The organism is Krasilnikovia sp. MM14-A1259, assembly GCF_047159535.1.
Lineage (GTDB): Bacteria > Actinomycetota > Actinomycetes > Mycobacteriales > Micromonosporaceae > Actinoplanes.
Window position 1 is genome coordinate 1,019,935 of record NZ_BAAGAJ010000002.1, and the last position, 21,974, is coordinate 1,041,908.

Below are 21,974 nucleotides of genomic sequence, written 5' to 3' on the forward strand. Positions count from 1 at the left end.
GGAACCGCGCCGCCGCACCTCAACCGGCATCCCGCAACTCCGCCAGCCGCGCCTCCACCTCCGCCAACTGCTCCCGCAACCGCTGCGCCTGCTGCTCCGCCTGAGCCCGCTCCGCCGCCAGAATCTGCTCCACCGCCTCCTGCACGCCCGGCACATCCACCAACGCCACCATCCGCAACGCCTCCGCGGGGCGCACCACATACGGCCGGGCCAGCGCCTTCGCCCCCTGCTGCGCCGCCACCGTCCACTCGCCGTCGGCATACGCCAACGTCACCGTCAACCCCGCCGGACCCTTCACCCGCGCCGCCGCCTTGCCCGCCGCCTTACGGGGCGCCGGCGCAGGAGACGCAGCCGGCGCCAGGGCAGGGGAGGGGCGCACCGGCACCGGCTTGTCGATCACGAACTCCGGCTCCGCCCGCACCACCACCGGCTCGGCCGGAGCCGGCTGCACGGCTGCCGCGGCACGACGCCCGGCACCACGCGGCGCCACCTGAAGATCGGCGGGGGAGAAGGGCAACTCGTCCCGGCCGAACCGCACCACCAGCCACTCGTCCGACACCGCCGGATCCGTCAGCCCGACCACCTGCCCCAGCTGACCCGCCATCTGCCCGGCCGCCTCGGTGAACACCACCTTCGGGCGTCGGCCCGCCGCCACCGCCTCCCGGATCACCAGCAGATCCTGCTCGCTCAAGCCACGCACCGCGGTCGCCGCCATACCCGCCCCCTCGCCATTCGTACGCATGTTTGAATGCCGTCGTTTCTACCAGCACACCCCGACAGAACCTCGCACCGCATCCCCGTGTGTCCGGCGCGGCGCCGGCGAGGGTCCGGCCGCGGCGCGCGGCGCGGCCGGGACGACCCGCGCATTTTCAACGACTGGCAGGGGAGTCCAAGATCAACCAAGATGGCCCGGTGCAGATTCCCGTCAGCCAGGCGCAACTCGGCCCGAACTCATCTGGTCGATAATGCACATTATGTAAATCTAGCGGTCGCACTACCCCGGACGTCCACTGCGGATGTCGCGAGGCTGGTGGCCGCGCCGTCCGGCAGAACGGTGAAAAGGTCCCCCGGTTGGCAGTCGAGGGCCTGGCACAGCGCGGTGAGGGTGCTGAACCGGATCGCGCGGGCGTGGCCGTTCTTGAGCACCGACAGGTTGGCAAGGGTGATCCCCACCCGCGTGGCCAGGTCGGTCAGGGTCAGGCCGCGGTCGGTGAGCAACCGGTCGATGTGGACTTCGACGCGGTGGTCGTCGGCTGCCGGCATCAGATGACCGTGGCCAGGTCCTCGCGAAGCGCGAGTCCCCGCTTGACCACCTCCGACAGGGCCAGGACGCAGAGTCCGCCGAAGGCCCAGAAGATCGGCAGTGACGCGGTGGCGTTCGGCGCCCCGGTCGTGATGGTGCTGGACAACGCGAACGCGGCGAGCAGTTCGACGCCGGCCGCCACGACGCTGCCGACGGTCAGGACCCAACCGAGGGCCTGGAGACGGCGCACGTTGGCGACGGAGAACGGGTCACCGCGGCGGGCCGCGCGGACCACGAGCAGCAGTGCCGCGAGCGTGAACATGGCGAGCAGGAACCACGGCAGTCGCTGGCCGACATGCCAGACGACCTGCCGGGTGGTGGGGTGATCCACGACGGCGCGCAGGCCGGTCCCACGTGCGAGGTGTATCCCCGGGCGCAGACCGGCGATGCTGTCCGGGCCGTCCAGCCCGGTCCCGTCGATGGTCACGGTGATCGGTTCGCGGGTGATGGCCGGTACAGGGTCACCCCAGCCGTCGCGGCGCCGCCGGCCAGCCCCACGGTAAGGAGCAACTGCAGCTCCGCCAGGTAGCCGCGGTGGCGCAGGCGTGCCCACAGGTCTTTCATCATCGTCTCCTTATCGAAATTCGATGTATTGATAGTCGATAAGGAGGCCGGCCGTCAAGGGTCCAGGGCAGGTCCGCGCCGGCCGATCGACGCAGGTCACAGGCCTGGGAGGGCCGTCCGTGGGGCTACGACATCAACCGTGCGGGTAGCCGAGGCCGGCCCTTCCCCGCGGCGGCCGGGCGATGTTCCGCGGGCCTCAGTTCATGGCCAAAGCCCATGAAAGATGCATAATATGTCTTATGCATGACGAATCTGACATTACGGTACGAACGCTGATCGACGAGTTCCTCGCCGCCCGGGCCACCAGCAAGCCCTCCGCGCACACTCTCGCCGCGTACCGTCGGGATCTGACCGCCGTGCTGGCCATCGCCGCCGCGCAGTGCGCGGTCTCCCCCGGCCAGGTCGTGCTCGCCGACCTCTCCCCTCGCGTGTTGCGGGCCGCGTTCGCGGCGTTCGCGGCGGGCCGGGCGCCCGCGTCGGTGTACCGCGGCTGGTCGAGCTGGAATTCGTTCTTCCGGTTCCTGGTGGCCGACGGCGTGGCGGTGGGCAATCCCATGCCTGCGGTGGACAAGCCGCGCCTGGTGACGCCCTCCCCCAAGCCGTTGCGCGGTGAGGACACCCCGGAGCGGCTGCTGGAGGCGGTACGACGCCCGGATGAGCGGCAGCGTGATCCGTGGCCGCAGCGCGACGTGGCGGTGCTGGGCCTGGCGCTGTGTGCGGGGTTGCGGCTTTCGGAGCTGCTGGCGTTGCGGGTGGGTGCGCTGGGTGGGCGTGCCGGGGAGCGGCGCCTGGAGGTGGTGGGCAAGGGTGGGCGGCCGCGTGCGGTGCCGGTGGAGCCGGAGCTGGATGCAGTGGTGGTGGGCTATGTGGCCAGTGTGCGGGCGCGGTTCGGTCGTCAGTGGGTGGTGCCGTCGGCGCCGTTGCTGGTGGATCGGCGGGGTGAGCCGTTGCGGCGTGGTGGTTTGCAGTATCTGGTGGAGTCGTGTTTCCGGCGGGCGGGTATCACGGATCGGGTGCCGCGGGGGGCGCGGTTGCATGCGTTGCGGCACACGTTTGCGACGCGGTTGGCGGAGGACGGGGCGAATGCGTCGGAGATCATGCGGTTGCTGGGGCATGCGTCGTTGACGACGTCGCAGGCGTACATCGAGGTGACGGCGGCGCAGCAGCGCGCGGCCGTGCGGGCGAACCGCACGAACCGCGCGCTGGGCAGGGTGTCAGGCGAGGTTGATGGTGACGTCGACGTTGCCGCGGGTGGCGTTGGAGTAGGGGCAGACCTTGTGGGCCTGGGTGAGCAGGGCGAGGGCGGTGGCTTCGTCGAGGCCGGGTAGTTCGGCTTCGATGGTGGCGGTCAGGCCGTAGCCGCCGTCGCCGTTGGGGCCGATGCCGATGTCGACGGTGATGGCGGTGTCGCTGAGGATGATTTTCTGGGTGCGGGCGACGGTTTTGAGGGCGCTGTGGAAGCAGGCGGCGTAGCCGGCGGCGAAGAGTTGTTCGGGGTTGGTGCGCTCGCCGCCGGGTCCGCCGAGTTCCTTGGGGACGGTGAGGCTGTGGTCGAGGACGCCGTCGCTGGAGCGGACGTGTCCGCTGCGGCCGTCGCCGGTGGCGGTGGCGGCCGCGGTGTAGAGGACCTGCATGGTTGGGGGGTCCTTTCAGATGGTGTGGGTGGCTGCGGAGCCGCGGACGCGGCTGAGCAGGTGGTGCAGTTGCCGGAATTCCTCGGGCGTGAGGTCGACGGCGCAGGCGAGTCGTTCGGGGAGGTCGGTGAGCTGGTGGTGGAGTTCGTGGCCGCGGTCGGTGGGGGTGATCCAGACGGTGCGTTCGTCGTCGGTGCCGCGGCGGCGGGTGATGAGGCCTTGGGTTTCGAGTCGTTTGAGCAGGGGTGAGAGGGTGCCGCTGTCGAGGGCGAGGGCGTGGCCGAGGTCGCGGACGGTGATGTCACCGCGGTGCCAGATGACGCAGAGGGCGACGTATTGGGGGTAGGTGATGCCGTGGGCGTCGAGGGCGGGGCGGTAGAGGGAGGTGACGGCGCGGGAGGCGGCGTAGAGGTTGAAGCAGATCATGCGTTCGAGGCCGGTGGTCTCACCCATGACCAGAAACCTAGTACGCAATTCAGTTGTGCACAACTGAATGGTGGCGGGGGTCACCGCCACCATGTGATCATCCCTCGGTGGCGGCCATCCGATTTGTGCAGCTCTCCCCTGCCGCGCTCAGCGCGCTGATCGACGGTGACCTGGCCGCGGCGAGCACCGCCGCCGGGCACCCGCTGTCGGACTACCTGGTCAGCGAAGCCTGGCTGTGGCGGATCCGGCACGAGCAGATCCTCGCGGAACCGGCCAGCGCGGACTGGATCGCCCGCGCCGCGGTCGCGGTCGGTGAGGAGGTCGTGGTGGGCCACGGCGGGTTCCACGGACCGCCCGACTGCGACGGCGTGGTCGAGGTGGCGTACTCGGTGGATCCGGAGTACCGGCGGCGCGGCTACGGCCGGGCCATCCTGCGGGAGTTGCTGCGCCGCGCCGACGCCGATCCGGCGGTGACGGCCGTGCGGGCCAGCATCCGCCCGGACAACGCGGCGTCGCTGGCGACGCTGGCGGGCCACGGGTTCACCCGGGCCGGCGAACAGTGGGACCAGGAGGACGGCCTGGAGCTGGTGTTCCTGCGCCCCGCCTGACGACTCACCGGGGCGGGTCGAGGTGCACGACCAGCGGCCGGTGGTCCGACACCGCCACCGCGGGGGTGCTGACCTGCACCACCGGGCCGAGCCGGTCCGCGCCGTGCGGGTCGGCGAGTACGTGGTCGAGCTGGATGCGCGGGGCCGGGCTCGGATAGGTGGCGGCGCGTCCGAGCAGCCGCCACCTCGACAGGGCGCGGGTGGGTGCGGCGGGCAGGTTCAGGTCGCCCAGCAGTACCCGGGGTGCGGGCAGTGCGCGCAGCGCCCGTACGGCGACGCGCAGCTGGCGCAGGTTCCAGCCGGGCACGAACGACAGGTGGGTGGTCGCGACGGTGACCGGCCCGGCGGGGGTGTCGAGTACGGCGGCGAGCAGCGCGCGGGGTTCGTCGCGGGCCAGTACCGGTCCCCCGCCGGGGCCGGGCACCCACAGCGGGGAGCGCATCGGTGCGGCGGGCAGCCGGATGAGCCGCCAGTGGCGGGCGCGGTAGCGGCTGATCAGGGCGATGCCGTACTGGGGTGCGGTGTCGTCGGTGCCGGGATGCCACGGCTGCCAGTGCCGGCCGGGGGTGCCGGTGAGGGTGGCGGCGAAGCGGTGGGTATGTGCGCCGAGAGCGTCGGCGGCGATCGCGGTCAGGTCGAGGTGGCCGCTGCGGGGCTGTTCCCGGTCGACCTCCTGCAGGCCGAGCACGTCGGCGTGCAGGGCGGCGACGGCGTCGGCGAGGCGCCCGGCGTGTACGGTGCCGTCGGACAGTGTTCTGCCGTGCAGCAGGTTGAAGGTGGCCAGGCGCACGCGCTCGACCCTAATCGGCGGCGGAGGTGGATGTGTTCGCCAAGGCGGTGTGCTGCGCGATGACGGTGTTCGTGCTGTTCGGGGCGTTGGGGATCGCGGTGCGGCGGCGCCGGGGCAGGTAGCGGCAGCGACAATGGCAGCCATGAGCGACGACGACGCCGGGCTGCTGGCCCGGTTGCAGGAGCAGGAGCAGCGGCTGGTCTTCACCCGGTTCGACAACGCCGACGCGTGGCGGCTGGGTTGCCGGCTGGTCGATCTGGCAACGGCCCGGGGTCTGCCGGTGGCGGTGGACATCCGGCGGGGCCCGCAGCAGCTGTTCCATGCGGCGTTGCCGGGCAGCAGCGCGGACAACGATGCGTGGATCAGGCGCAAGGTGCGGGTGGTGTACCGGTTCGCGGCCTCGTCGTACCTGGTGGGGCGGCGTCTGGCGGCCAAGGGCGTGGCGTTGGACGCGGCGTACGGCGTCGATGCGGCCCGGTTCGCGGCGCACGGTGGTGCGTTCCCGGTGCGGGTGCCCGACGTGGGGGTGGTCGGGGTGGTCACGGTGTCGGGGCTGCCGCAGGCCGACGATCATGCGCTGGTGGTGGAGGCGGTCGAGGCGCACCTGGCCGCGGGCTGAGCCGCGCCGCGGGCGGGTTTCGCTGTCAGCGATTCCGCCGACAGCGAGCAGATCTTCCCGCGGGCCGCGGCAACCGGCATGGTCGCGGGATGAGACTGCTCGTGCTGGGAGGTACCGGTTTCGTCGGCCGGGCCGTCGTGGAGGCCGCCCTCGTTCGCGGCCATGAGGTCACCGTGTTCAACCGGGGTCACCGCGGCGCGCCGCCGGGGGTGCGGGCGTTGACCGGCGACCGGGCCCGCCCGGGTGGGCTGGCGGCGCTGGAGGGCGGGGCGTGGGATGCGGTGGTGGACACGTGGTCGGGTGCGCCGGCCGCGGTCCGCGACGCGGCGCAGGCGCTGTCCGGCCGGGCCGCGCATTTCACGTACGTGTCGAGCCGCTCGGTGTACCGCCCGGATGCGGCGGCACCGTTCACGGAGGACACCGCGGTGGTCGACGGCAGCGCCGACGCCGGTGGTGACGTGGACTATGCGGCGCTCAAGCGGGGCGGGGAGCTGGGTGCGTCGCGCTTCGGTGCGGGGGTGCTGCTGGTGCGGCCGGGGCTGATCCTCGGCCCGTACGAGGACATCGGGCGGTTGCCGTGGTGGCTGGCCCGCCTGGCCCGGGGCGGGCCGACGCTGGCGCCGGGGCCGCGGGAGCTGCCGTTGCAGTACGTGGACGCCCGTGATCTGGCGGCGTTCGTGCTGGACGCGGCCGCGCAGGGGCGTACCGGGGTGTACGACGTGGTCAGCCCGTCCGGGCACACCACGATGGAGGGGTTGTTGCAGGCCGCGAACGCGGTCACCGGTGGGCGCGCCGAGCTGTGCTGGACCGACCCTGAGGTGATCGTGGCGGCGGGCATCGAGCCGTGGACGCAGTTGCCGGTGTGGTTGCCGCCCGGAGCGTTGCACACGATGCTGCACGGCAGTGATGTGCGCCGGGCGGTGGCGGCGGGGTTGCGGGTGCGTCCGGTCGCGGAGACGGTGGCCGATACGTGGGCGTGGCTGCAGGGCGTGGGCGGGGTGGCGCCGCAGCGCCCGGACCGGCCGGTGGTGGGTTTGGACCCGCAGGTGGAGGCGGCCGTGCTGCGCGGCTGAGGCGTCACGGCGGGCCGGGGTCAGTTCAGCAGCCAGCCGTTGTCCTGGGCCATCAGCACCGCCTCGGCGCGGGTGCGGGTGCCGGTTTTGCCGATCGCGGACGACAGGTGGTTGCGGACGGTGCCTTCGGACAGGTGCAGTTCCCGGGCGATGTCGGCGACCGTGCCGCCGGTACGGGCGGCGCGCAGCACGTCGGTCTCGCGTTCGGTCAGTGGCGAGTCGCCGAACGCCAGCGACTGGGCGGCCAGCGCCGGGTCGACGACCCGCAGGCCCTCGTGGACGCGGCGGACCGCGTCGGCGAGCTGCCGGGCCGGGGTGTCCTTGACGATGAACCCGGCGGCGCCGGCGGCCATGGCCTGGCGCAGGTAACCGGCGCGGCCGAACGTGGTGACGATGAGGACCCGGCAGGCGGGCAGGTGCCGGTGCAGTTCCCGGGCGGCGGCGACGCCGTCGAGGCCGGGCATCTCCACGTCCAGCAGGGCGACGTCGGCGTGGTGGTCGCGGGCGGCGGCGAGGACTTCGTCGCCGCGGCAGACCTCGGCGACCACGTCCAGGTCGGGTTCCATGTTCAGCAGGGCGGCCATGGCGCCGCGGACCAGGGCCTGGTCGTCGGCGAGCAGCAGTCGGATCACGTGGGTACCTCCACCCGTACCCGGAATCCCGGGGTGTCTTCGCGCCGGCCGACGGTGACGGTGGCGCCGAGGGCTTCGGCGCGGCGGCGCAGGCCGCGCAGGCCCTGGCCGTCGGCGGGCGGGGCCTGGCCGCCGACGCCGTCGTCGAGGATCTCGACGCTGGCCGGGGTGAGGCGGACCTCGACGTGCCCGGCGTGGGCGTGGCGCACGACGTTGGTGACCGCTTCGCGGATCGTCCAGGCGAACAGTTCGCGGTAGTTGCTGGGGACCTCGTCGGCGGCGCCGGGCAGGTCCGCGGCGACGTGCGCGGCGGCCAGGGCCTGGCGGGCGGCGGCGATCTCGCCGGGCAGGGAGATTCCGCGTACGCCCAGCGCGGTGGCCCGTACGTCGGACAGGGCGTCGCGGGCCAGCTTTTCGAGGTCGTGCAGTTCGGTGCGGGCTTTGTCGAGGTCGACGTCGAGCAGCCGTTGCGCGAGTTCCGCTTTGACCGCCACGACGGTCAGGGAGTGGCCGAGGATGTCGTGCAGGTCGGCGGCGATGCGGGCGCGTTCCGTGGCGACCGCGAGGTTGGCCAGTTCCTGCTGGGCGGCGTGCAGCCGCCGCTGGCGTTCGGCGGCGAGCCGGATGCCGTAGGTGGCGACGCAGGCGAACAGCACGGCCAGGCCGTACCCGTTGTCCTCCCAGCCGGGCACGAGCCGCGACGACAGTTCGGTGACCAGGGCGAGGACCGCGGCGAACGGGACGGCCTGGGCCAGGGGCAGCCCCATCATGGCGACGGCGGCGATGTACACCGAGCAGGTCAGGGCGTGGTGCCCGGCGCCGGGGATCTGCAGGGCGGCCAGGACGAGCAGGGCGATCAGGTACGCCCACAGGCGGGCGTTCTGGTGCGGCGCCGGGGCGGGCGGGTCCTGGACCAGCCGGGACGGCATGTCGCGGCGCAGCACCCGCAGGGCGGACACGGCGACCAGGTACAGCACGGCGAACCCGGCGAGGGCGGCCAGGCCCACGGTGCGGGCCCAGCCGCCGGGGTGGTGCAGCAGGGCGTGCAGGTTCTCGCCGAGGTAGAACATCCAGATCGCGGCGAAGGCCCAGCCGTAGCGGCTGCCGCGGTCCGCCGGGTGCGCCGCCGTCATCGCCCTCACGCTACCGGCGCGCTCAGACGCGGGCGGTGTCGCGGCGGAACCGCCACATCGCGCCGGCCGCGAACAGGGCCGTCCACGCGGCCACGTTGACGATGGCCACCGCCAGGTTGCCGTCATGGACCAGCGGGTAGCGGGCGATCGCGCCGACGCCGTACGCGGGGGTGAATTTCGCGATCGTGGCGAACGTGTGGCCGAGCATGTCGGCGGGCATGAACAGCCCACCGGCGAACGCCAGCACCGCCAGGACCGGGCCGAGGATCTGCATGACGTTCTCGCTGGGCAGCAGGTAGCCCATGAACAGCCCGAACGCGGCGAACACCAGGGCGCACACCCAGGCGAGCAGGCCGCTTTCGATCCAGACGGCAGCGGGCAGCTGCGCGCCGGAGAACGCGCCGACGGTGAACGCGACAGCCACCGACACCCCGCCGATCAGCATGGCGAGGACGAGTTTGATCGCCACGTACGCCAGGGGCCGCAGCGGGGTCAGGCGCAGCTGGCGGCTCCACCCGGCGGCGCGTTCCACGCTGACCATCGCCCCGCCGCTGGTGGTGGCGAGCATCGCCCCGTACACGGCCATGCTGATCAGCACGACGCCGGTGGCGTTTCCGCCGCCGACGCGCTGGGTGCGCAGGTTGTCGTTCGTGCCGAACAGCAGGAAGAACACTGCGGGCATGACCAGCGTGAAGATGATGGTGCGTTTGTTGCGCAGGGTGCGGCGCAGTTCCAGGCCGAGTACGGCCAGGCTGAACCCGCCGAAGCGGGGCAGCCGGCGGGTCACGGTGGTGGCGGTCATCGGGGGCTCCCGGTGGTGTCGTCGGCGGTCAGGGCGAGGAACGCGTCCTCCAGGTTCCGGGAGGTGATCTCCAGGTCGCGGGCGGGTGTGGCGGTCAGCAGGTGCCGGGCCACCGCGTCGGTGTCGCGGCCGTGCACCCGCACGGTGTCGCCGCGGACCTCCACCCGGTCCACACCGGGCAGCGCGGCCAGGGCGTCGCGGTCCGCGCCGGGCCAGGTGGCGCGCACGGTACGGCCGGCCGCGAGGGCCTTGACCTCGGCGGCGGTGCCGTCGGCGACGATCCGGCCGCGGCGTACGAACACCACCCGGTCGGCGTGCGCGTCGGCTTCCTCCAGGTAGTGGGTGGCGAAGATGACCGTACGGCCGCGGCGCGCGTCGTCGCGGATGGCGGCCCAGAAGTCGTGGCGGCCGGCCACGTCCATGCCGGTGGTGGGTTCGTCGAGGATCAGCAGGTCCGGGTCGGGCAGCAGCGCCATGGCGAAGCGCAGCCGCTGCTGCTGCCCGCCGGAGCATTTGCCGACCAGCCGGGCGCCGATGTCGGCGATCCCGGCGCGTGTCAGGGCGTCTTCGGCCTCGGCGCGGGAACGGCCGAACAGGGCGGCGGCCAGCCGTACCGTCTCGGCCACGGTGTAGTCCTTGAGCAGCCCGCCGGTCTGCATGACCGCGGACACCAGGCCCAGCGCGACCGCTTCCTGCGGGGCCCGGCCGTACACGCGGACCGTGCCGGCGTCGGGGCGCGACAGCCCGAGCAGCATGTCGACGGTGCTGGTCTTGCCGGCCCCGTTCGGGCCCAGCAGCGCCACCACCTCGCCGGGACGGATGCTCAGGTCGATGCCGTCGACGGCGGTGACGGGGCCGAAGCGTTTGACGACGCCGTCGAGTTCGACGGCGCGCTGGGCGGACACGGCGGGCGTGTCCGCGGGTGCGGCGGTGAGGGTCATGGGTTCATCCTGACCGGCGGGCGCTCGCCGGGCGTGGCCCGGGCGTCACGATGCGGCCATGACATTCGTCAGGGGCGGTGGTGGGCCGCCCCTACGATCGGGGCATGCGCGACATCGACGGCCGCGGTGGCCTCGCCGGCCGGTTGCTGTGGTCGTGGTGGCCGTTGTCGCCGGGTGTGAAGACCGGGCTCGGGGCCGCTGCCGTGCTCGCCTTGATGGTCGGCGTGGGTTTCTCCGATCAGATCGGCCGCTGGCTCAATCCCCCGCTGATCAGCTACCGGGTCGGCGAGACCCGGTTCGAGGTGGACCCGGTCGACGGCTGCCTGGCGGACTGGCAACGCCGGCAGGGCCACACCGTGCGCAAGCGCTCCGACTACCGCTCGTACTGCGGGTGGAGCCGCGCCGCGGGCGGGGCCGCCTGGGTGCCGGCGACCAAGGAGTTCCTGCGGCTCGACGCGCAGCAGCAGCACGCGGTGGAAGTGGTCGCGTTCGGGATGCTGCCCGACGATGCGCAGCGGGTCCGGTACATCCTGCCGGGCGGTGAAGTGGTCGAGGCGGCGGCCCAGCACCGCGACGACCTCGACCACCCCGCGTACTGGATCCACCTGGACGGAGTGCAGCTGCCCGTCGACCTGCGGACGACCGGCGGGCGGGCCGGCTTCGCCGGCATGCAGGTGTTCGACGGCGCCGGTCAGATGATCCCCGTCGCCGCGCCGGCCTACGGCTGACGGGCGCGGCGGGCCTCCTCCTTGCGTCCGCGGCTGCCCATGGGGATCTGTGACAGGTCCACGGTCTGCGCGGTGAGGTCCCGGAAGCCGTACCCGTGTCCGGTCAGCCAGGACTGCGCTGCGGCCACGGCCCGCTCCGTCGCTGCCGGGATGTCCTGTTCGGCGTCCACCTCGTCGGCGAACCGGAACGTGAAGAACGGGCGCGCCGCCACGTCGTAGGTCAGGTGCCCCTCGCGGGTGTGCTCGGCGCGCAGGACGTCGTGCGCGGCGGCGTCGGCGAGCAGTCCGGCGCGCTGGGCGTCGGTCAGGTCGGCGAAGGCGCCGCGGACGGTGATGCGTAAAGGTCGAGAGCTCACCAGGCGACCATAGGGGCGGGCGCGGGGCCGCTCCACCGTTTTCCGGCCCGCGGGGCGGCTCCACCGTTTGGCCCGCGGGGCGGCTCATCCCGCGTACGCGGGCAGGTCGATCGCGTCGGCCTTGCCGAACTGGCCTGCCAGGATCTGGCGCATCGGCCAGTGGTTCATCATCTGCATCGACGCGTTCCGGGCCGCGATCATCAACCGGGTCCGCGGCGCGAAACCTTTCACCCCGCCGGGCGGCAACTGCTGGCACTGCGTGACGTACCCGCCCAGCAGCTGCTGGTAGCGCCCGAACGCCCGGCCGTGTTCCCCGCCGGTAGTGGCCAGCTCGCCGGCCAGGACGTACGCGCCGACAAGCGCCAGGCTGGTGCCCAGCCCGGACAGCGGGGAGGCGCAGTAGCCGGCGTCGCCGAGCAGGGTGACCCGGCCGCGCGACCAGTCCGCGGTGTGGACCTGGCAGATGCTGTCGAAGTAGAAGTCGTCGGCGTCCGGCATCGCCGCCAGCATCGCCGGCACCCGCCAGCCCACTCCGGCGAACGTGCGTTCCAGCAGCTGCCGTTGCGCGGTGACGTCGCCGCGGTCGTGGCGCAGCGGGCCGGAAGTGAAGCTGAGCATCGCCTTGGCCGTGCCGCCGCGCTCCGGGCGAAGCCCGGCGACCCGGCCGCCGGGCGCGTTGTGCATGAGGAACCAGGCGTGCAGATCCCCCGGGTCCGGCACGGTGAAGTACGCCGTGTACGCCCCGAGCGGCCGCACGAACTGCGCGGCGGGGCCGAACGCCAGCCGGCGCACCCCGGAGTGCACACCGTCGGCGCCGACGACCAGGTCGAAGCGGCGTGTCGCCCCGCCGGCCAGTTCCGCGGTGACCCCGCCGGTGTCCTGGCTCAGCGCGGTGATGCGTTCGCCGAACAGGTATTCGGTGTGGTCGCGGGTGGCCTCGTACAGGATGGACACCAGGTCACCGCGCATGATTTCGATCTCGGCGACGATGCCTTCGCCGCCGAACATCTCGGCCGGCATGCGGGCCCGGTACCGGCCGCGGGCGTCCACGTAGGCCATGCCCCGTTCGTCGACCCGGTGGCGGCGCACCTGCGGCATGAGGTCCATCAGCTCGATCACCTGGCGGGCGACACCGCGTACGTCGACCGCCTGCCCGCCGGGCCGCGGGCCGGGTGCGGTCTCCACGACGGTCGGGGTGAAGCCGTACCGGTGCAGCCAGTACGCCAGGGTCGTGCCGGCGATGCCGGCGCCGGAGATCAGAACGCTGCCCATCGATCCTCCCGCGGAAGTGAGTACGCTGTACACGAGTTGGCCGGGACGGTATACATGCCATGAAGAACGGGGCAAGAAGACATCGTGCGTACTAGTACACTCGGGCGTCGGGCGGACCGAGTGGACCAGCACGCGACCCGGGTAAGGAGTGACGTGAGCGACATGCGCGTACTAGTACGCTGCGGTGTGCCCCACCCCCGGTCGGGCCGATGAGCGACCCGCCGTACCTGCGGATCGTGGCCGACATCCGGCGCCGTATCGCGGACGCAGAGCTGCGGGCCGGCGACCCGGTCCCGTCGGCCCGCGAGATCCACCGGCAGTGGGGGGTGGCCATCGCGACTGCCACCAAAGTGCACGCCGCCCTGCGCCGCGACGGCCTGACCCGGGCCGTACCCGGGGTGGGCACCGTGGTGGCCGGACCCCCGGCACCCACTGCGCGGCGCAGCCCCTCTCCGGGCGGCGCGCCGCCCGGAGAGCCGGTTTCCGCGCACGGGGACCGGCCCCGCCCCCCGGCCGCGGACATCGACCGGGCCCGGATCGTGCGCACCGCGGTGCACATCGCCGACACCGAAGGCCTCGCCGAAGTGTCGATGCGACGCATCGCCGCCGAGCTGGGCGTGGCGACCATGTCGCTCTACCGGCACCTGCCCGGCAAGGAAGACCTCGTCCTGCACATGGTCGACGCGGTCCTGGCCGAACGCGACCGGCCAGGACCGCGCGGCGACCGCCGGGCCCGGCTGATGCACCTGGGCCGCACCGTCTGGCAGGTGTTCCGCCGCCACCCGTGGCTGGCGCCCGCCATGTCACTGACCCGGCCCCAGCTCTCGCCCCACACCCTGTCCATCGCCGACGACGTCCTGGGCGCGCTGGCCGGCACCCGGCTGAGCCCCCACGAGCAGATGCACGTACATCTGAGCCTGTTCAGTTTCATCCGCGGCGTGGCCGCGGGCCTGGACCTGGAGGCCGAGGCGCGGCGCGAGACCGGGCTCACCAGCGACGAGTGGATGCAGGCCCAACAGGCCCGGCTGGGTGAGCTGCTGCCACCGCAGTCGCCGCTGCACACGGTCCTGCGCAGCGGCTTCGACCTGGACGTGGACGCGCTGGTCGAGTTCGGTCTTGCCCGCCTGCTCGACGGCCTGCATCCCCAGCTGAACGCGGGCCCGGCGCGCCGATGAACATGCGGCGCCGTGTGCTCGATCAGTCACACTGTCCGCCCGGGTCCGTGACGCCTGCCGGTGCCGCCCGACAAGGAAGAATGGGGGGATGCGATCACCGCTGTCCACCCCGCCCGCCATCCCCGCCGGAGCCCTTGCCGCCGCTGCGCAACCGGTCCTGACCGCGGCGGGCGACCTGGTCCTGCGGCCCTGGGACCCTGCGGACGCCCCGGCCTTCCACGCCGCCTATCAGGACCCGGCGATCCGGCACTGGCACACCCGCCAGCCCGCATCCGAGGACCAGGTCCGGCAATGGTTCGCGCAATATCAGCAGGACTGGGCGCAGGAAACGGGCGCGAGCTGGGCGGTGACCCGCGGCGGCGATCAGGTCCTCGGGCGCATGGCGATGGGCAGCCTGAACCTCGACGACGGCGTCGCGGGGTGCGGGTACTGGGTGCTCCCGGCCGCCCGGGGCGCCGGGGTGGCGTCGCGCGCGCTGGCGGCGGTGAGCACGTGGGCGCTCGGCGCGGCCGGTTTCCACCGCCTGCACCTGGACCACTCGACCCGCAACCCGGCCTCCTGCCGGGTCGCCGTCAAGGCCGGATTCCGGCTGGAGGGCACCAAACGCAGCGACGCCATCCACTCCGACGGCCGCCACGACATGCACCTGCACGCCCGCATCCGCGGCGACCGGTGACCAATCCCGACACATGGCTGCGGCTGGGCGCTTGGTACTGGTGAGATCGCTTGTTCAACCGTCGCCAGTTCTCCCCGCAAGGCACGAGGATCGAGTCGGATTCTCACGGTCCGTGATCGCCAGGGACGTAGTTGGCCCAGCTCTCGATCACCCACGACGGTCATGGCTTCGTGCCACGGTTCCACCGACGACCGTCGCAGAGGTCCGGCACGGGCAGACTCTCGAGCACCAGATCGCCGCACGCTTCAGGAGTTCGCAATGCAGGTCCCCACCGGCCCTCAGATCCTTCGCGCGTTCGGCGTCGCGCTCGTCGTGGCGCCCGCGCTCGCCCTGGCGGCCTGCCAGTCCGGCGCCGGCAAGCCCGCCGCTGCCGCGCACCCGTCGCCGTCCGCCACTACCGCGCACCCGTCGCCGTCCGCCACTACCGCGGACCCGGCTCCCGGGGCGTCGGCGACCGCGCCCACGACCCGACCCGCTTCGGCGCCGCCGAGCGTGCCGCACTCCACGGCGCCGGCCGGCCGCATCCTGGACGGCAAGTCCCAGGCGTTCGTCATCTCGATCGACCCGGCGCACCGCATCGCCACGCTCAAGCCCATAAAGATGGTTTCCTGTGCCGGGCAGCCCACCTGCACGGACGACTACCGGATCAAGATTCTCGCGGGTAGGACGACGCTGCCGATCGCTTCCGGCGCCACCTTCACCGCCGCCATGGACGACACCGGCGTATGCGACAGAACCGCACCGCGGCCCAGCTGCGTCCGCACGATCACCCAGTTCGCGGCCATGACCAAGCAGTACCAGCGCAAAGCCGACCTCGTGGTCCACAACGGCGCCGCCGTCTCCATCAACGAGATCTTCACTCCCTGAGCCCCGCGGCGTGATGGCCGGGCACGGTGAAAACCTCCCGTGATCAAGCTGTCAAGCGCAGCGCGTTGGCGACGACCTCCCCGCGATCGTGCGCCCCCGGCCTGCCCGCGTGCTCGACCCCAACCCCGAGCTGGCCGCGCGAATCCAGGAGCGCCCCTCGACCGGCTCGAGTAGTCGCTCCTCCATGCCCGTGCGGGAAGCGCGGCTCACCAAGATCATCATTAACGCAGGTTTCCGTTCCGATGTTCCTCAAGGGCCGGCTTCTCGCCGCGCAGGCCGCGCCGGGCACAAGGGAGTAGTTGGCGGGCCAGCGTTCGACACCCGACCTGGCGGGCGGCGGTCAGCCGCCGAGGAACCGCCCTGATCTCGCGTGCCATCCGGGCGGGGGGTCCTCACCGGTCAGCCCGTCGACGGCCTCGCGGAGCAGGTCGGCGTGGCCGGTATGCCGGCCGTACTCCTCGATCAGGTCGCAGAGCAGCCGGCGCAGGTTCGGATGACGGCCGTCGGACCCGGCGATGTGGACGCTTTGGTCCGGTCCCGCGGCGGCCAGGGCCGCGCCGAGCCGCGCGCGGGAACGTTCGACGGCGTCGTCCCACAGCAGGTAGAGCTGTTCCGAGGTGTCGGCGGCCGCCGAGGTGAATTCCCAATCCGGATCGGCGTCCCAGTCCGCGCTGTCCCACGGCGCGCCCAGCGGCGTCCCGTCGAGCTTGGTGCCGCACGTGTGCTCCTCGACCAGCGCGAGGTGCTTGAGCAGCCCGCCCAGCGTCAGGGAGGAGACGCCGAGGCGGGTCTGCAGCCCGGCAGCATCAAGGTCGTCGGCCTTCCACCGGAAGGTCGTGCGCAGCCGGTCGAGAGCACCGAGCAGGTGTTCCGCCTCGGTGCCCGCGAGGGGAGGCTCCCAGGGGGTGTCGTCTTCGTCGCTCATGGGACGACTGTAGATCGCGCCGGTCCTGCGGCGGGGCCGCCGATCGGGGGGCGTCATGGTGACGGACGCTGCGCGCTACACCATAACTGTCATTATGGTGTAGCGCGATCTCGATTATCGGATTACCGGTAATGGCAATACGATAATTGGCGAGATGCCGGCCGGGCCCGGACGTCGCTCCGGCGTTCGCCACTCGGGGCGCTGGCAGGAGACGTGTCACGATCGCGTTCGTCGCCGCGCGCGGCACGAGGTTCAGGGCACGATGCTCCTCACGACCGCGCGGGACAACTCGCCCGCCCAGCGTCTCTACGAAGCCATGGGAGCGGGGCTCGCAGGCAGGGACCGGTGGTGAACTACTGGTTCGCGCTGCCGCCGACCGCCAGCCGTGTGCGCGGTGCTGGATCGGGCCTGAGCGTCATCGGAGCGCCCCGGCGCCGGCCGTTCGACGTCCAGATGGGCCGCGTGCGAAAGAACCGTGGTTCCAAGGCCGCGAACAGTCGCGTGACGCGGCCCGCGGCCCCGGCGTGTGGATCGACCCGGGTCCGTCCGTCGGGGTTTAGTAAACGATCTTGCGACCAGCGGCCAACCCGCTGATCACCACGGGCCTGCCGGTCGTACCCTGCGACAATGTGCTGGTGTCGCAGGGGTTCGACCGGCAACCGATTCACGACGATCTGGAACGCGTCCGACTCGACCTCCACCAGCTTGTGGAACGGGCGACGGCATCGCAGCTTCGCCGCCGTACCGACGGGACCAAGTGGACCAATGGACAGATGCTCTGGCACATGGTCTTCGGCTACCTCATCGTGTGGCGACTTCTCCCCGGCGTCCGCCTGTGCGGGCGGCTACCCGACGGGTACAGCCGTCGCTTCGCCGCAGCGCTGAACGCCAGCACACGCCCCTTCCACCTGATCAACTATCTCGGTGGTCGCGGCGGCGCGCTCGTGTTCCACGGCCCCCGCCTGACCCGCCAACTCGACCGGATCATGAACCGACTCCACCGCCGTCTCGACGCGGAGACCGAAGAATCCCTGGCCAGGCAGATGCATTTCCCCGTCGACTGGGACCCCTTCTTCGCCGACACGATGACCGTCGCCGACATCTACCACAACGGCACCCAGCACTACGACTTCCACCGGGCGCAACTCACCCTTGAACCGCCGCCGGCGTGACCGCCACGCATGGCGAAGCCGGCATCGGGCCGTCACCAGCTAGAAGACGTACGCTCGGCTAATGGAACGCACGGTGTTGCAGCGGATCCACAATCCGCGCAACCGGACCTGCGGCTGTGATCCGCAGTGCTGGTGCCGGCGCACCGCGCTCGGCCGGGCGATGCGGTGGTGGTTCCCGGGCCGGTGGTTCGGCCTACCGCACACATCGGCCGGCTCGGCGGACTGGAAACGCGCCCAGCACAACGGCTGAAGTTCTCTGGAAGGCCGTCGCGCGCGCCCCGGCTAGGAAGCGTCTCTCGGATCATGGTTTGGTCCAGAGCAGGATCCCGGCAAGGGTGAGCGCGGCCTGGTAATGCACGGCGAGTTTGTCGGTGCGCATGGCCAGGCCACGCCATTGTTTGAGCCGGTTGATGCAGCGTTCCGCGACGTTGCGCTGCCGGTAGCCCTGCTTGTCGAACGCGGGTGGGCGGCCACCACGGCTGCCGCGCCGCAGGCGGTGGGCCTTCTGATCGCACGGCTGCGGGATCGTGGCCCGAATCCCGCGCCGGCGCAGCCATGCGCGGATCGCCCGAGACGAGTACGCCTTATCCGCGAGTACCCGCTCCGGGCGTCGCCGAGGCCGGCCAGGTCCGCGGCGGGGCACCGCAATCGCGTCCATGACCGCGGTGAACTGGGGTGCGTCACCGACCTGCCCGGCGGTGACGAGCAGGCTCATCGGCCGGCAACGCGACTCCGCCGCGAGGTGAACCTTGGTGCTCAGGCCGCCACGGGACCGGCCGAGGCAATGGTCGGCCGGCTCGTACCGTCGTGGTCTTTTCCCGGTCGCAGCCCGGCAGCGTGCTGATGCGCCCGCACCACGGTCGAGTCCACCGCCACCGCCAGCCAGTCGAGCTCACCGGCCGCGTCGGCGTCGGCCTGCACCGCGGTCAACACCTTCTGCCAGGTGCCATCGAGGGTCCAGCGGCGAAACCTGGAGTATGCGCCCTTCCACGAACCCAGCTCATCGGGCAGATCACGCCAGGGCGAGCCGGTGCGGTACTTCCACGCGATCGCCTCGATCACCTCACGGTGATCGGACCACCGGCCGCCGCGCTGCGGCGACCGGTCCGGCAGATACGGCTCCACCCGAGCCCACATGTCATCAGAGATCCATCGACGAACCGGCACGTACGGTCAACGAACGATCCTGATCCGAGAGACGCACCCTAGGACGCGGGCGCGGATCGAATGGCGCTGTGCAACGCGGCTCGGATCTGCGGGGCAGTGGGCGGCCGCAGCACACAGGCGGGCGGGCCGCTCGGATCGGCACCAGTGACATCGGCGCCGTTGATCAGGATCGACGGCGACCGGTAGTCCCCGACGCGTTCGATGATCGGCACCGTCAGGCCAGCCTCGGCCAGGCAAGCCGCCAACGTGCTCCGGGTAGCGTCCAGGTTCGGGCAATCCGGCACCGACCGCAGTTCGACGATCATCCGGCCATCATCCCTCGCTGTTGCCGGCTGTCGCTTAACCACTCCACCATCAGGCTGCGGCCTCGATCGCGGACTGCCCGGCATAGTCGGGCCGGCCGTTGAGGCCGGCCCCCGGGCCCAGCACAGCATCGTTGATGTTCCGTTAGGGGATCGGTCAGCGGAACACCGCCAACGACGACGCCGGCCAAGCCCAGCGGTGTTCTGTAACGGTGTTCCGCGTGTCGTTCCGCTGGCGGAACCCCTATCCGGACGCCATGGTGCGTTGCGCTTGATGGTGATCGTCGGCAGGCATAATCTCCGTCGTGGCTGCAACGCAGCCACCGAGGTGACGGCGTGTGGAGGGCGGCGCGCAGTGTCATACCGAGTTGAAGCATCAAAGGCTCATTCGTGGTCGGACGCGCAGTTGGATGCTCTCTTTGCGGAAGGCTTTCCAGCGTTCATCACCGCGGATCAGGAGGTAAAAAAGTACATCGGACTCGTGCGGGAGTACTTCCCGCACCTCGACGTGATGCTGGTGGATGACGAGAAGGGCGAGCCGGTCGCCACAGGCTGGGGAGTGCCCATCTCATGGTCCGGCGAGGTCGAGAATCTGCCGGTTTCCTTCGCTGATGTGCTGCGCCGTGCCGTGGAGGTTCACCAGACCGGCTCCGGGGCGGACACGTTCGTCATTTGCGGCGGCATCGTTCATCCCGGGCGCAAGGGCACTGGTGTGGCCGAGGAACTCATCACATCCTTGTGCGGCACCGCGGAGACGCACGGTCTCTTACGGGTCCTGGCCCCGGTGCGCCCGACCCGCAAACATCAGTATCCGCTGTTCTCCATAGAGGAGTACGCCTCATGGTCGCGCCCGGACGGACTGCCGTTCGACCCATGGCTACGACTGCACGCTCGATTGGGTGCCAACGTCATCGCCATGGCGCCCGAAGCTCAGACGATGACAGCGACGGTCGGCGAGTGGGAGAAATGGGCGGGATTGGCGATGCCCGCATCCGGAGAGTACGTCATTCCGCAGGGCATGAGCGTCCTGCGATTAGACCGGGATGCCGACCTGGGAACCTATGTTGAACCCAACGTTTGGGTCCGTCATCGCTAACGGCTCATCTGGTCGTCCTCAGGGATACGGAATCCGCCACCTGGTCGATCTGGGCGAGCGCCAACGCTGCGGTCGCGGCAAGGTCGAAAAGATCCTCCCGGACGTCGGCGAGGCTCTGCCACGACCGGTGATCCCAGGACTCGCCTGCCAGGTCGTCTCCGCAGTAGACAACCTGGGCAAGGGGAACCCCTCGGAATGCCGCGACGGCAGCCAGAGCCGATGCCTCCATCTCGACGGTCAGGCAACCCTCGTCCCTGCGGGCCGCGATCTTCCGCGGTGTTTCCCGATACGGCGCATCAGTGGTCCAGGTCTTGCCGACCACGTACGGCGCGCCGCGCTTCTCCAGGGCGTCTTGAAGAACCTGGCGAGCTCCAGGGTGGAACTCGATGCGTCGCGCCGGCGGTAGGTAGTGAAACGAGGTCCCCTCATCTCGGATCGCCGCGGACAAGACCACAAGATGTCCGAGAGTCAGATCGCGACGCAATGCTCCGGCACCTCCGCAGACGACGAAGTGCGTGCATCCCATAGCGATGGTTTCCTCCAGGAGAGCCCCCGCCAGCGGCGCCCCCACTCCAGAGCGTAGGACCGCCAATCGCTGGCCCTCATGCTCGATCTCCAGAAGGGGATGGGGGCCGTCTTCCCATCGGTTCTCACTCAGCACGCGGGCATCTCGGCGGCTCATCAAACGCTCAGCCACGTCCCCGAAGAACGTAACGACGCAGGCCTCCGGGGCGTCGAGACGTGCGATGTGCTCCGTTGGCTCGATGAAGGCACGCGGGGAGTCGTCATGCTCCGAGAGCGGGATCTGGAAATGTCCTCCCGGCTGTTCGTCTTGCACGCGTGCACACCTCGACCTTCGTGCCGATCCTCGCGCCTACTCTCGGTGCCGACGGGCCAAAGCGCTAGTCAGTTTCGGGGCCGGGTGCTGCTCCCCCTTGCTGGCCCTGCGTCAGCTTATGCGCTTTCCGGGCGTCGCTGACCGGAAGAGGTGTCAACCGGCACCCGAGCGCCAGGTCCGCTCGAATTCGGTGCCTGTGATTTCGAAGTCACTCCAGTCCGCGTGTGAGTCATCGAGGCTTGCCTGGCCGGGTCGTCACCGTGACAGAATGGGTCTGTGCTGGTCAGGCCGCTGTCATACCCGGATCCGGCCCTGAGCGACAGGCGCATCGGCCTCCGGATGTGGCGCGAGGCCGACATCGACTGCATCCGCCTTGCCGGTACAGATCCTCGGATACCGAAAGGCACGACAGTCCCGGCCAACTTCACACAAGCCGGGGGCCTCGCGTTCATCCATCGACAGTGGGCACGCCTGGAGAACGGTGAGGGCGTGTCGCAGGCCATCGTCGACGTTGATGACGATCGTGCCGTGGGACTGCTCTGGGTGGCACTGCGGCCGCAACCTCGCGTCTGTGGGCTGGGCTACTGGGTCATCCCCTCCGCGCGGCGACAGGGCGTGGCGACGGCCGCGGTCCGCCTGGCTGTCCCATGGGCACTGGAGACACTGGACCTGCAGCGCCTGGAGGCCTGGGTCGAGCCTGACAACCTGGCTTCGCAACATGTCCTTACCAGCGTGGGATTCCAGCTGGAGGGACGTCTCCGAAATTTCCTCACCGACGGCCGCCGGCCCGCGGACGCGTTGGTGTTCTCCGTTCTTCCATCGAACCGCTGATCGTCCGAGACTCACCTGCCACGTGCGGGCGTGCCAACCCTCAA

Annotated in this window: 27 protein-coding genes and 2 pseudogenes; 12 read left to right on the forward strand and 17 right to left on the reverse strand. The window is 71.2% G+C overall.

Annotation, left to right across the window (positions count from 1 at the left end):
* Window positions 1-19: 19 nt before the first annotated feature.
* The 4 genes from ACMCNK_RS04275 to ACMCNK_RS04290 all read right to left on the reverse strand — a co-directional run bounded on the left by ACMCNK_RS04275 (window position 20) and on the right by ACMCNK_RS04290 (window position 1,867).
* A complete protein-coding gene (locus ACMCNK_RS04275) occupies window positions 20-742 on the reverse strand; it encodes a hypothetical protein (protein WP_412735078.1) in 723 nt (240 codons plus the stop codon).
* Window positions 743-972: 230 nt separating this feature from the next.
* Window positions 973-1,263, reverse strand: a complete 291-nt coding sequence (locus ACMCNK_RS04280) for a helix-turn-helix domain-containing protein (RefSeq protein ID WP_412735079.1) — start codon at window positions 1,261-1,263, stop codon at window positions 973-975.
* Entirely contained in the window at window positions 1,263-1,730 is a 468-nt protein-coding gene (locus ACMCNK_RS04285; RefSeq protein ID WP_412735080.1) for a DUF2975 domain-containing protein, read from the reverse strand. Before ACMCNK_RS04285 ends, ACMCNK_RS04280 begins: the two co-directional genes overlap by 1 nt.
* The gene (locus ACMCNK_RS04290) at window positions 1,727-1,867 is read right to left on the reverse strand and encodes a hypothetical protein (RefSeq protein WP_412735081.1); all 141 of its coding nucleotides are present in this window, start codon (window positions 1,865-1,867) and stop codon (window positions 1,727-1,729) included. Before ACMCNK_RS04290 ends, ACMCNK_RS04285 begins: the two co-directional genes overlap by 4 nt.
* A gap of 239 nt (window positions 1,868-2,106) precedes the next feature.
* On the opposite strand from ACMCNK_RS04290, the pseudogene ACMCNK_RS04295 reads away from it, so the two are divergent.
* Window positions 2,107-3,087: pseudogene (locus ACMCNK_RS04295) on the forward strand (tyrosine-type recombinase/integrase); the annotation flags it as partial.
* On the opposite strand, the gene ACMCNK_RS04300 reads toward ACMCNK_RS04295, so the two are convergent.
* Both ACMCNK_RS04300 and ACMCNK_RS04305 read right to left on the reverse strand, forming a co-directional pair.
* Window positions 3,082-3,501: an organic hydroperoxide resistance protein gene (locus ACMCNK_RS04300; protein WP_412735082.1), complete on the reverse strand. Its 420-nt coding sequence runs from the start codon at window positions 3,499-3,501 to the stop codon at window positions 3,082-3,084. The pseudogene ACMCNK_RS04295 and the gene ACMCNK_RS04300 overlap by 6 nt on opposite strands.
* 15 nt (window positions 3,502-3,516) lie before the next feature.
* The gene (locus ACMCNK_RS04305) at window positions 3,517-3,954 is read right to left on the reverse strand and encodes a MarR family winged helix-turn-helix transcriptional regulator (protein ID WP_412735083.1); all 438 of its coding nucleotides are present in this window, start codon (window positions 3,952-3,954) and stop codon (window positions 3,517-3,519) included.
* Window positions 3,955-4,034: 80 nt separating this feature from the next.
* On the opposite strand from ACMCNK_RS04305, the gene ACMCNK_RS04310 reads away from it, so the two are divergent.
* The gene (locus ACMCNK_RS04310; protein ID WP_412735084.1) at window positions 4,035-4,535 is read left to right on the forward strand and encodes a GNAT family N-acetyltransferase; all 501 of its coding nucleotides are present in this window, start codon (window positions 4,035-4,037) and stop codon (window positions 4,533-4,535) included.
* 4 nt (window positions 4,536-4,539) lie between these two features.
* On the opposite strand, the gene ACMCNK_RS04315 is transcribed toward ACMCNK_RS04310, so the two are convergent.
* Complete coding sequence (locus tag ACMCNK_RS04315) at window positions 4,540-5,325, reverse strand: endonuclease/exonuclease/phosphatase family protein (protein ID WP_412735085.1); 786 nt, start codon at window positions 5,323-5,325, stop codon at window positions 4,540-4,542.
* A 142-nt stretch (window positions 5,326-5,467) separates the two neighbouring features.
* Between ACMCNK_RS04315 and ACMCNK_RS04320 the strand changes: the two genes are divergently transcribed.
* The gene (locus ACMCNK_RS04320) at window positions 5,468-5,944 is read left to right on the forward strand and encodes a heme-degrading domain-containing protein (protein ID WP_412735086.1); all 477 of its coding nucleotides are present in this window, start codon (window positions 5,468-5,470) and stop codon (window positions 5,942-5,944) included.
* Between the two features lie 89 nt (window positions 5,945-6,033).
* Entirely contained in the window at window positions 6,034-7,017 is a 984-nt protein-coding gene (locus ACMCNK_RS04325; RefSeq protein ID WP_412735087.1) for an NAD-dependent epimerase/dehydratase family protein, read from the forward strand.
* A gap of 20 nt (window positions 7,018-7,037) precedes the next feature.
* Here ACMCNK_RS04325 and ACMCNK_RS04330 read toward each other — a convergent pair whose 3' ends face one another.
* Genes ACMCNK_RS04330 through ACMCNK_RS04345 form a run of 4 tightly spaced genes read right to left on the reverse strand, consistent with a single transcriptional unit; the run spans window position 7,038 to window position 10,525 of the window.
* Complete coding sequence (locus tag ACMCNK_RS04330) at window positions 7,038-7,649, reverse strand: response regulator (RefSeq protein ID WP_412735088.1); 612 nt, start codon at window positions 7,647-7,649, stop codon at window positions 7,038-7,040.
* Window positions 7,646-8,782, reverse strand: coding sequence for a sensor histidine kinase (locus ACMCNK_RS04335; RefSeq protein ID WP_412735089.1), 1,137 nt, complete (start codon window positions 8,780-8,782; stop codon window positions 7,646-7,648). The genes ACMCNK_RS04330 and ACMCNK_RS04335 overlap by 4 nt, the downstream gene beginning before the upstream one ends.
* A 22-nt stretch (window positions 8,783-8,804) precedes the next feature.
* Window positions 8,805-9,584, reverse strand: coding sequence for an ABC transporter permease (locus ACMCNK_RS04340; protein WP_412735090.1), 780 nt, complete (start codon window positions 9,582-9,584; stop codon window positions 8,805-8,807).
* Window positions 9,581-10,525, reverse strand: a complete 945-nt coding sequence (locus ACMCNK_RS04345) for an ABC transporter ATP-binding protein (RefSeq protein WP_412735091.1) — start codon at window positions 10,523-10,525, stop codon at window positions 9,581-9,583. Before ACMCNK_RS04345 ends, ACMCNK_RS04340 begins: the two co-directional genes overlap by 4 nt.
* Before the next feature lie 104 nt (window positions 10,526-10,629).
* Here ACMCNK_RS04345 and ACMCNK_RS04350 point away from each other — a divergent pair, with 104 nt between their 5' ends.
* Window positions 10,630-11,253: a hypothetical protein gene (locus ACMCNK_RS04350; protein WP_412735092.1), complete on the forward strand. Its 624-nt coding sequence runs from the start codon at window positions 10,630-10,632 to the stop codon at window positions 11,251-11,253.
* Here ACMCNK_RS04350 and ACMCNK_RS04355 read toward each other — a convergent pair.
* Together ACMCNK_RS04355 and ACMCNK_RS04360 are read right to left on the reverse strand one after the other, a co-directional pair.
* Window positions 11,244-11,609 carry a DUF6204 family protein gene (locus tag ACMCNK_RS04355; RefSeq protein WP_412735093.1) on the reverse strand — a complete coding sequence of 122 codons (366 nt, stop codon included), beginning with the start codon at window positions 11,607-11,609 and terminating at the stop codon, window positions 11,244-11,246. The genes ACMCNK_RS04350 and ACMCNK_RS04355 overlap by 10 nt on opposite strands.
* Window positions 11,610-11,693: 84 nt before the next feature.
* A complete protein-coding gene (locus tag ACMCNK_RS04360) occupies window positions 11,694-12,881 on the reverse strand; it encodes an FAD-dependent monooxygenase (RefSeq protein ID WP_412735094.1) in 1,188 nt (395 codons plus the stop codon).
* A gap of 209 nt (window positions 12,882-13,090) precedes the next feature.
* Here ACMCNK_RS04360 and ACMCNK_RS04365 point away from each other — a divergent pair, with 209 nt between their 5' ends.
* From ACMCNK_RS04365 to ACMCNK_RS04375, 3 genes are all read left to right on the forward strand, one after another.
* Window positions 13,091-14,056, forward strand: a complete 966-nt coding sequence (locus tag ACMCNK_RS04365; RefSeq protein WP_412735095.1) for a TetR/AcrR family transcriptional regulator C-terminal domain-containing protein — start codon at window positions 13,091-13,093, stop codon at window positions 14,054-14,056.
* Between the two features lie 88 nt (window positions 14,057-14,144).
* On the forward strand, window positions 14,145-14,732 hold the full coding sequence (locus ACMCNK_RS04370; RefSeq protein WP_412735096.1) for a GNAT family N-acetyltransferase: 588 nt from the start codon (window positions 14,145-14,147) through the stop codon (window positions 14,730-14,732).
* A gap of 258 nt (window positions 14,733-14,990) precedes the next feature.
* The gene (locus ACMCNK_RS04375; protein ID WP_412735097.1) at window positions 14,991-15,599 is read left to right on the forward strand and encodes a hypothetical protein; all 609 of its coding nucleotides are present in this window, start codon (window positions 14,991-14,993) and stop codon (window positions 15,597-15,599) included.
* Window positions 15,600-15,939: 340 nt separating this feature from the next.
* Here ACMCNK_RS04375 and ACMCNK_RS04380 read toward each other — a convergent pair whose 3' ends face one another.
* Window positions 15,940-16,524 (reverse strand): DUF664 domain-containing protein, encoded by a 585-nt coding sequence (locus ACMCNK_RS04380; protein WP_412735098.1) that lies wholly within the window; start codon window positions 16,522-16,524, stop codon window positions 15,940-15,942.
* 569 nt (window positions 16,525-17,093) lie between these two features.
* Between ACMCNK_RS04380 and ACMCNK_RS04385 the strand changes: the two genes are divergently transcribed.
* Both ACMCNK_RS04385 and ACMCNK_RS04390 read left to right on the forward strand, forming a co-directional pair.
* Window positions 17,094-17,696, forward strand: a complete 603-nt coding sequence (locus tag ACMCNK_RS04385; RefSeq protein WP_412735099.1) for a DinB family protein — start codon at window positions 17,094-17,096, stop codon at window positions 17,694-17,696.
* Between the two features lie 61 nt (window positions 17,697-17,757).
* Entirely contained in the window at window positions 17,758-17,946 is a 189-nt protein-coding gene (locus ACMCNK_RS04390; protein WP_412735100.1) for a hypothetical protein, read from the forward strand.
* 51 nt (window positions 17,947-17,997) lie between these two features.
* Here ACMCNK_RS04390 and ACMCNK_RS04395 read toward each other — a convergent pair.
* Window positions 17,998-18,833: pseudogene (locus ACMCNK_RS04395) on the reverse strand (IS5 family transposase).
* A gap of 68 nt (window positions 18,834-18,901) precedes the next feature.
* Window positions 18,902-19,168: an alkylmercury lyase gene (locus ACMCNK_RS04400; RefSeq protein ID WP_412735101.1), complete on the reverse strand. Its 267-nt coding sequence runs from the start codon at window positions 19,166-19,168 to the stop codon at window positions 18,902-18,904.
* A 271-nt stretch (window positions 19,169-19,439) separates the two neighbouring features.
* On the opposite strand from ACMCNK_RS04400, the gene ACMCNK_RS04405 reads away from it, so the two are divergent.
* The gene (locus ACMCNK_RS04405) at window positions 19,440-20,261 is read left to right on the forward strand and encodes a hypothetical protein (RefSeq protein WP_412735102.1); all 822 of its coding nucleotides are present in this window, start codon (window positions 19,440-19,442) and stop codon (window positions 20,259-20,261) included.
* A gap of 4 nt (window positions 20,262-20,265) precedes the next feature.
* Here the strand turns inward: ACMCNK_RS04405 and ACMCNK_RS04410 are convergent, their stop codons facing one another.
* Window positions 20,266-21,099 (reverse strand): nucleoside phosphorylase, encoded by an 834-nt coding sequence (locus ACMCNK_RS04410; RefSeq protein WP_412735103.1) that lies wholly within the window; start codon window positions 21,097-21,099, stop codon window positions 20,266-20,268.
* 276 nt (window positions 21,100-21,375) lie between these two features.
* Between ACMCNK_RS04410 and ACMCNK_RS04415 the strand changes: the two genes are divergently transcribed.
* A complete protein-coding gene (locus ACMCNK_RS04415) occupies window positions 21,376-21,930 on the forward strand; it encodes a GNAT family N-acetyltransferase (RefSeq protein WP_412735104.1) in 555 nt (184 codons plus the stop codon).
* The last annotated feature ends 44 nt before the right edge of the window (window positions 21,931-21,974 follow it).

What these genes read in the sequence shown, in the direction of transcription:
- ACMCNK_RS04405 (WP_412735102.1), top strand. Translation starts at nt 19,440, where the DNA reads ATGGTGATCGTCGGCAGGCATAATCTCCGTCGTGGCTGCAACGCAGCC.
- ACMCNK_RS04320 (WP_412735086.1), top strand. Translation starts at nt 5,468, where the DNA reads ATGAGCGACGACGACGCCGGGCTGCTGGCCCGGTTGCAGGAGCAGGAG.
- ACMCNK_RS04340 (WP_412735090.1), bottom strand. Translation starts at nt 9,584, where the DNA reads ATGACCGCCACCACCGTGACCCGCCGGCTGCCCCGCTTCGGCGGGTTC.
- ACMCNK_RS04375 (WP_412735097.1), top strand. Translation starts at nt 14,991, where the DNA reads ATGCAGGTCCCCACCGGCCCTCAGATCCTTCGCGCGTTCGGCGTCGCG.
- ACMCNK_RS04345 (WP_412735091.1), bottom strand. Translation starts at nt 10,525, where the DNA reads ATGACCCTCACCGCCGCACCCGCGGACACGCCCGCCGTGTCCGCCCAG.
- ACMCNK_RS04335 (WP_412735089.1), bottom strand. Translation starts at nt 8,782, where the DNA reads ATGACGGCGGCGCACCCGGCGGACCGCGGCAGCCGCTACGGCTGGGCC.
- ACMCNK_RS04370 (WP_412735096.1), top strand. Translation starts at nt 14,145, where the DNA reads ATGCGATCACCGCTGTCCACCCCGCCCGCCATCCCCGCCGGAGCCCTT.
- ACMCNK_RS04365 (WP_412735095.1), top strand. Translation starts at nt 13,091, where the DNA reads ATGAGCGACCCGCCGTACCTGCGGATCGTGGCCGACATCCGGCGCCGT.
- ACMCNK_RS04390 (WP_412735100.1), top strand. Translation starts at nt 17,758, where the DNA reads ATGGAACGCACGGTGTTGCAGCGGATCCACAATCCGCGCAACCGGACC.
- ACMCNK_RS04350 (WP_412735092.1), top strand. Translation starts at nt 10,630, where the DNA reads ATGCGCGACATCGACGGCCGCGGTGGCCTCGCCGGCCGGTTGCTGTGG.
- ACMCNK_RS04380 (WP_412735098.1), bottom strand. Translation starts at nt 16,524, where the DNA reads ATGAGCGACGAAGACGACACCCCCTGGGAGCCTCCCCTCGCGGGCACC.
- ACMCNK_RS04360 (WP_412735094.1), bottom strand. Translation starts at nt 12,881, where the DNA reads ATGGGCAGCGTTCTGATCTCCGGCGCCGGCATCGCCGGCACGACCCTG.
- ACMCNK_RS04305 (WP_412735083.1), bottom strand. Translation starts at nt 3,954, where the DNA reads ATGGGTGAGACCACCGGCCTCGAACGCATGATCTGCTTCAACCTCTAC.
- ACMCNK_RS04325 (WP_412735087.1), top strand. Translation starts at nt 6,034, where the DNA reads ATGAGACTGCTCGTGCTGGGAGGTACCGGTTTCGTCGGCCGGGCCGTC.
- ACMCNK_RS04290 (WP_412735081.1), bottom strand. Translation starts at nt 1,867, where the DNA reads ATGAAAGACCTGTGGGCACGCCTGCGCCACCGCGGCTACCTGGCGGAG.
- ACMCNK_RS04280 (WP_412735079.1), bottom strand. Translation starts at nt 1,263, where the DNA reads ATGCCGGCAGCCGACGACCACCGCGTCGAAGTCCACATCGACCGGTTG.
- ACMCNK_RS04300 (WP_412735082.1), bottom strand. Translation starts at nt 3,501, where the DNA reads ATGCAGGTCCTCTACACCGCGGCCGCCACCGCCACCGGCGACGGCCGC.
- ACMCNK_RS04400 (WP_412735101.1), bottom strand. Translation starts at nt 19,168, where the DNA reads ATGATCGTCGAACTGCGGTCGGTGCCGGATTGCCCGAACCTGGACGCT.
- ACMCNK_RS04275 (WP_412735078.1), bottom strand. Translation starts at nt 742, where the DNA reads ATGCGTACGAATGGCGAGGGGGCGGGTATGGCGGCGACCGCGGTGCGT.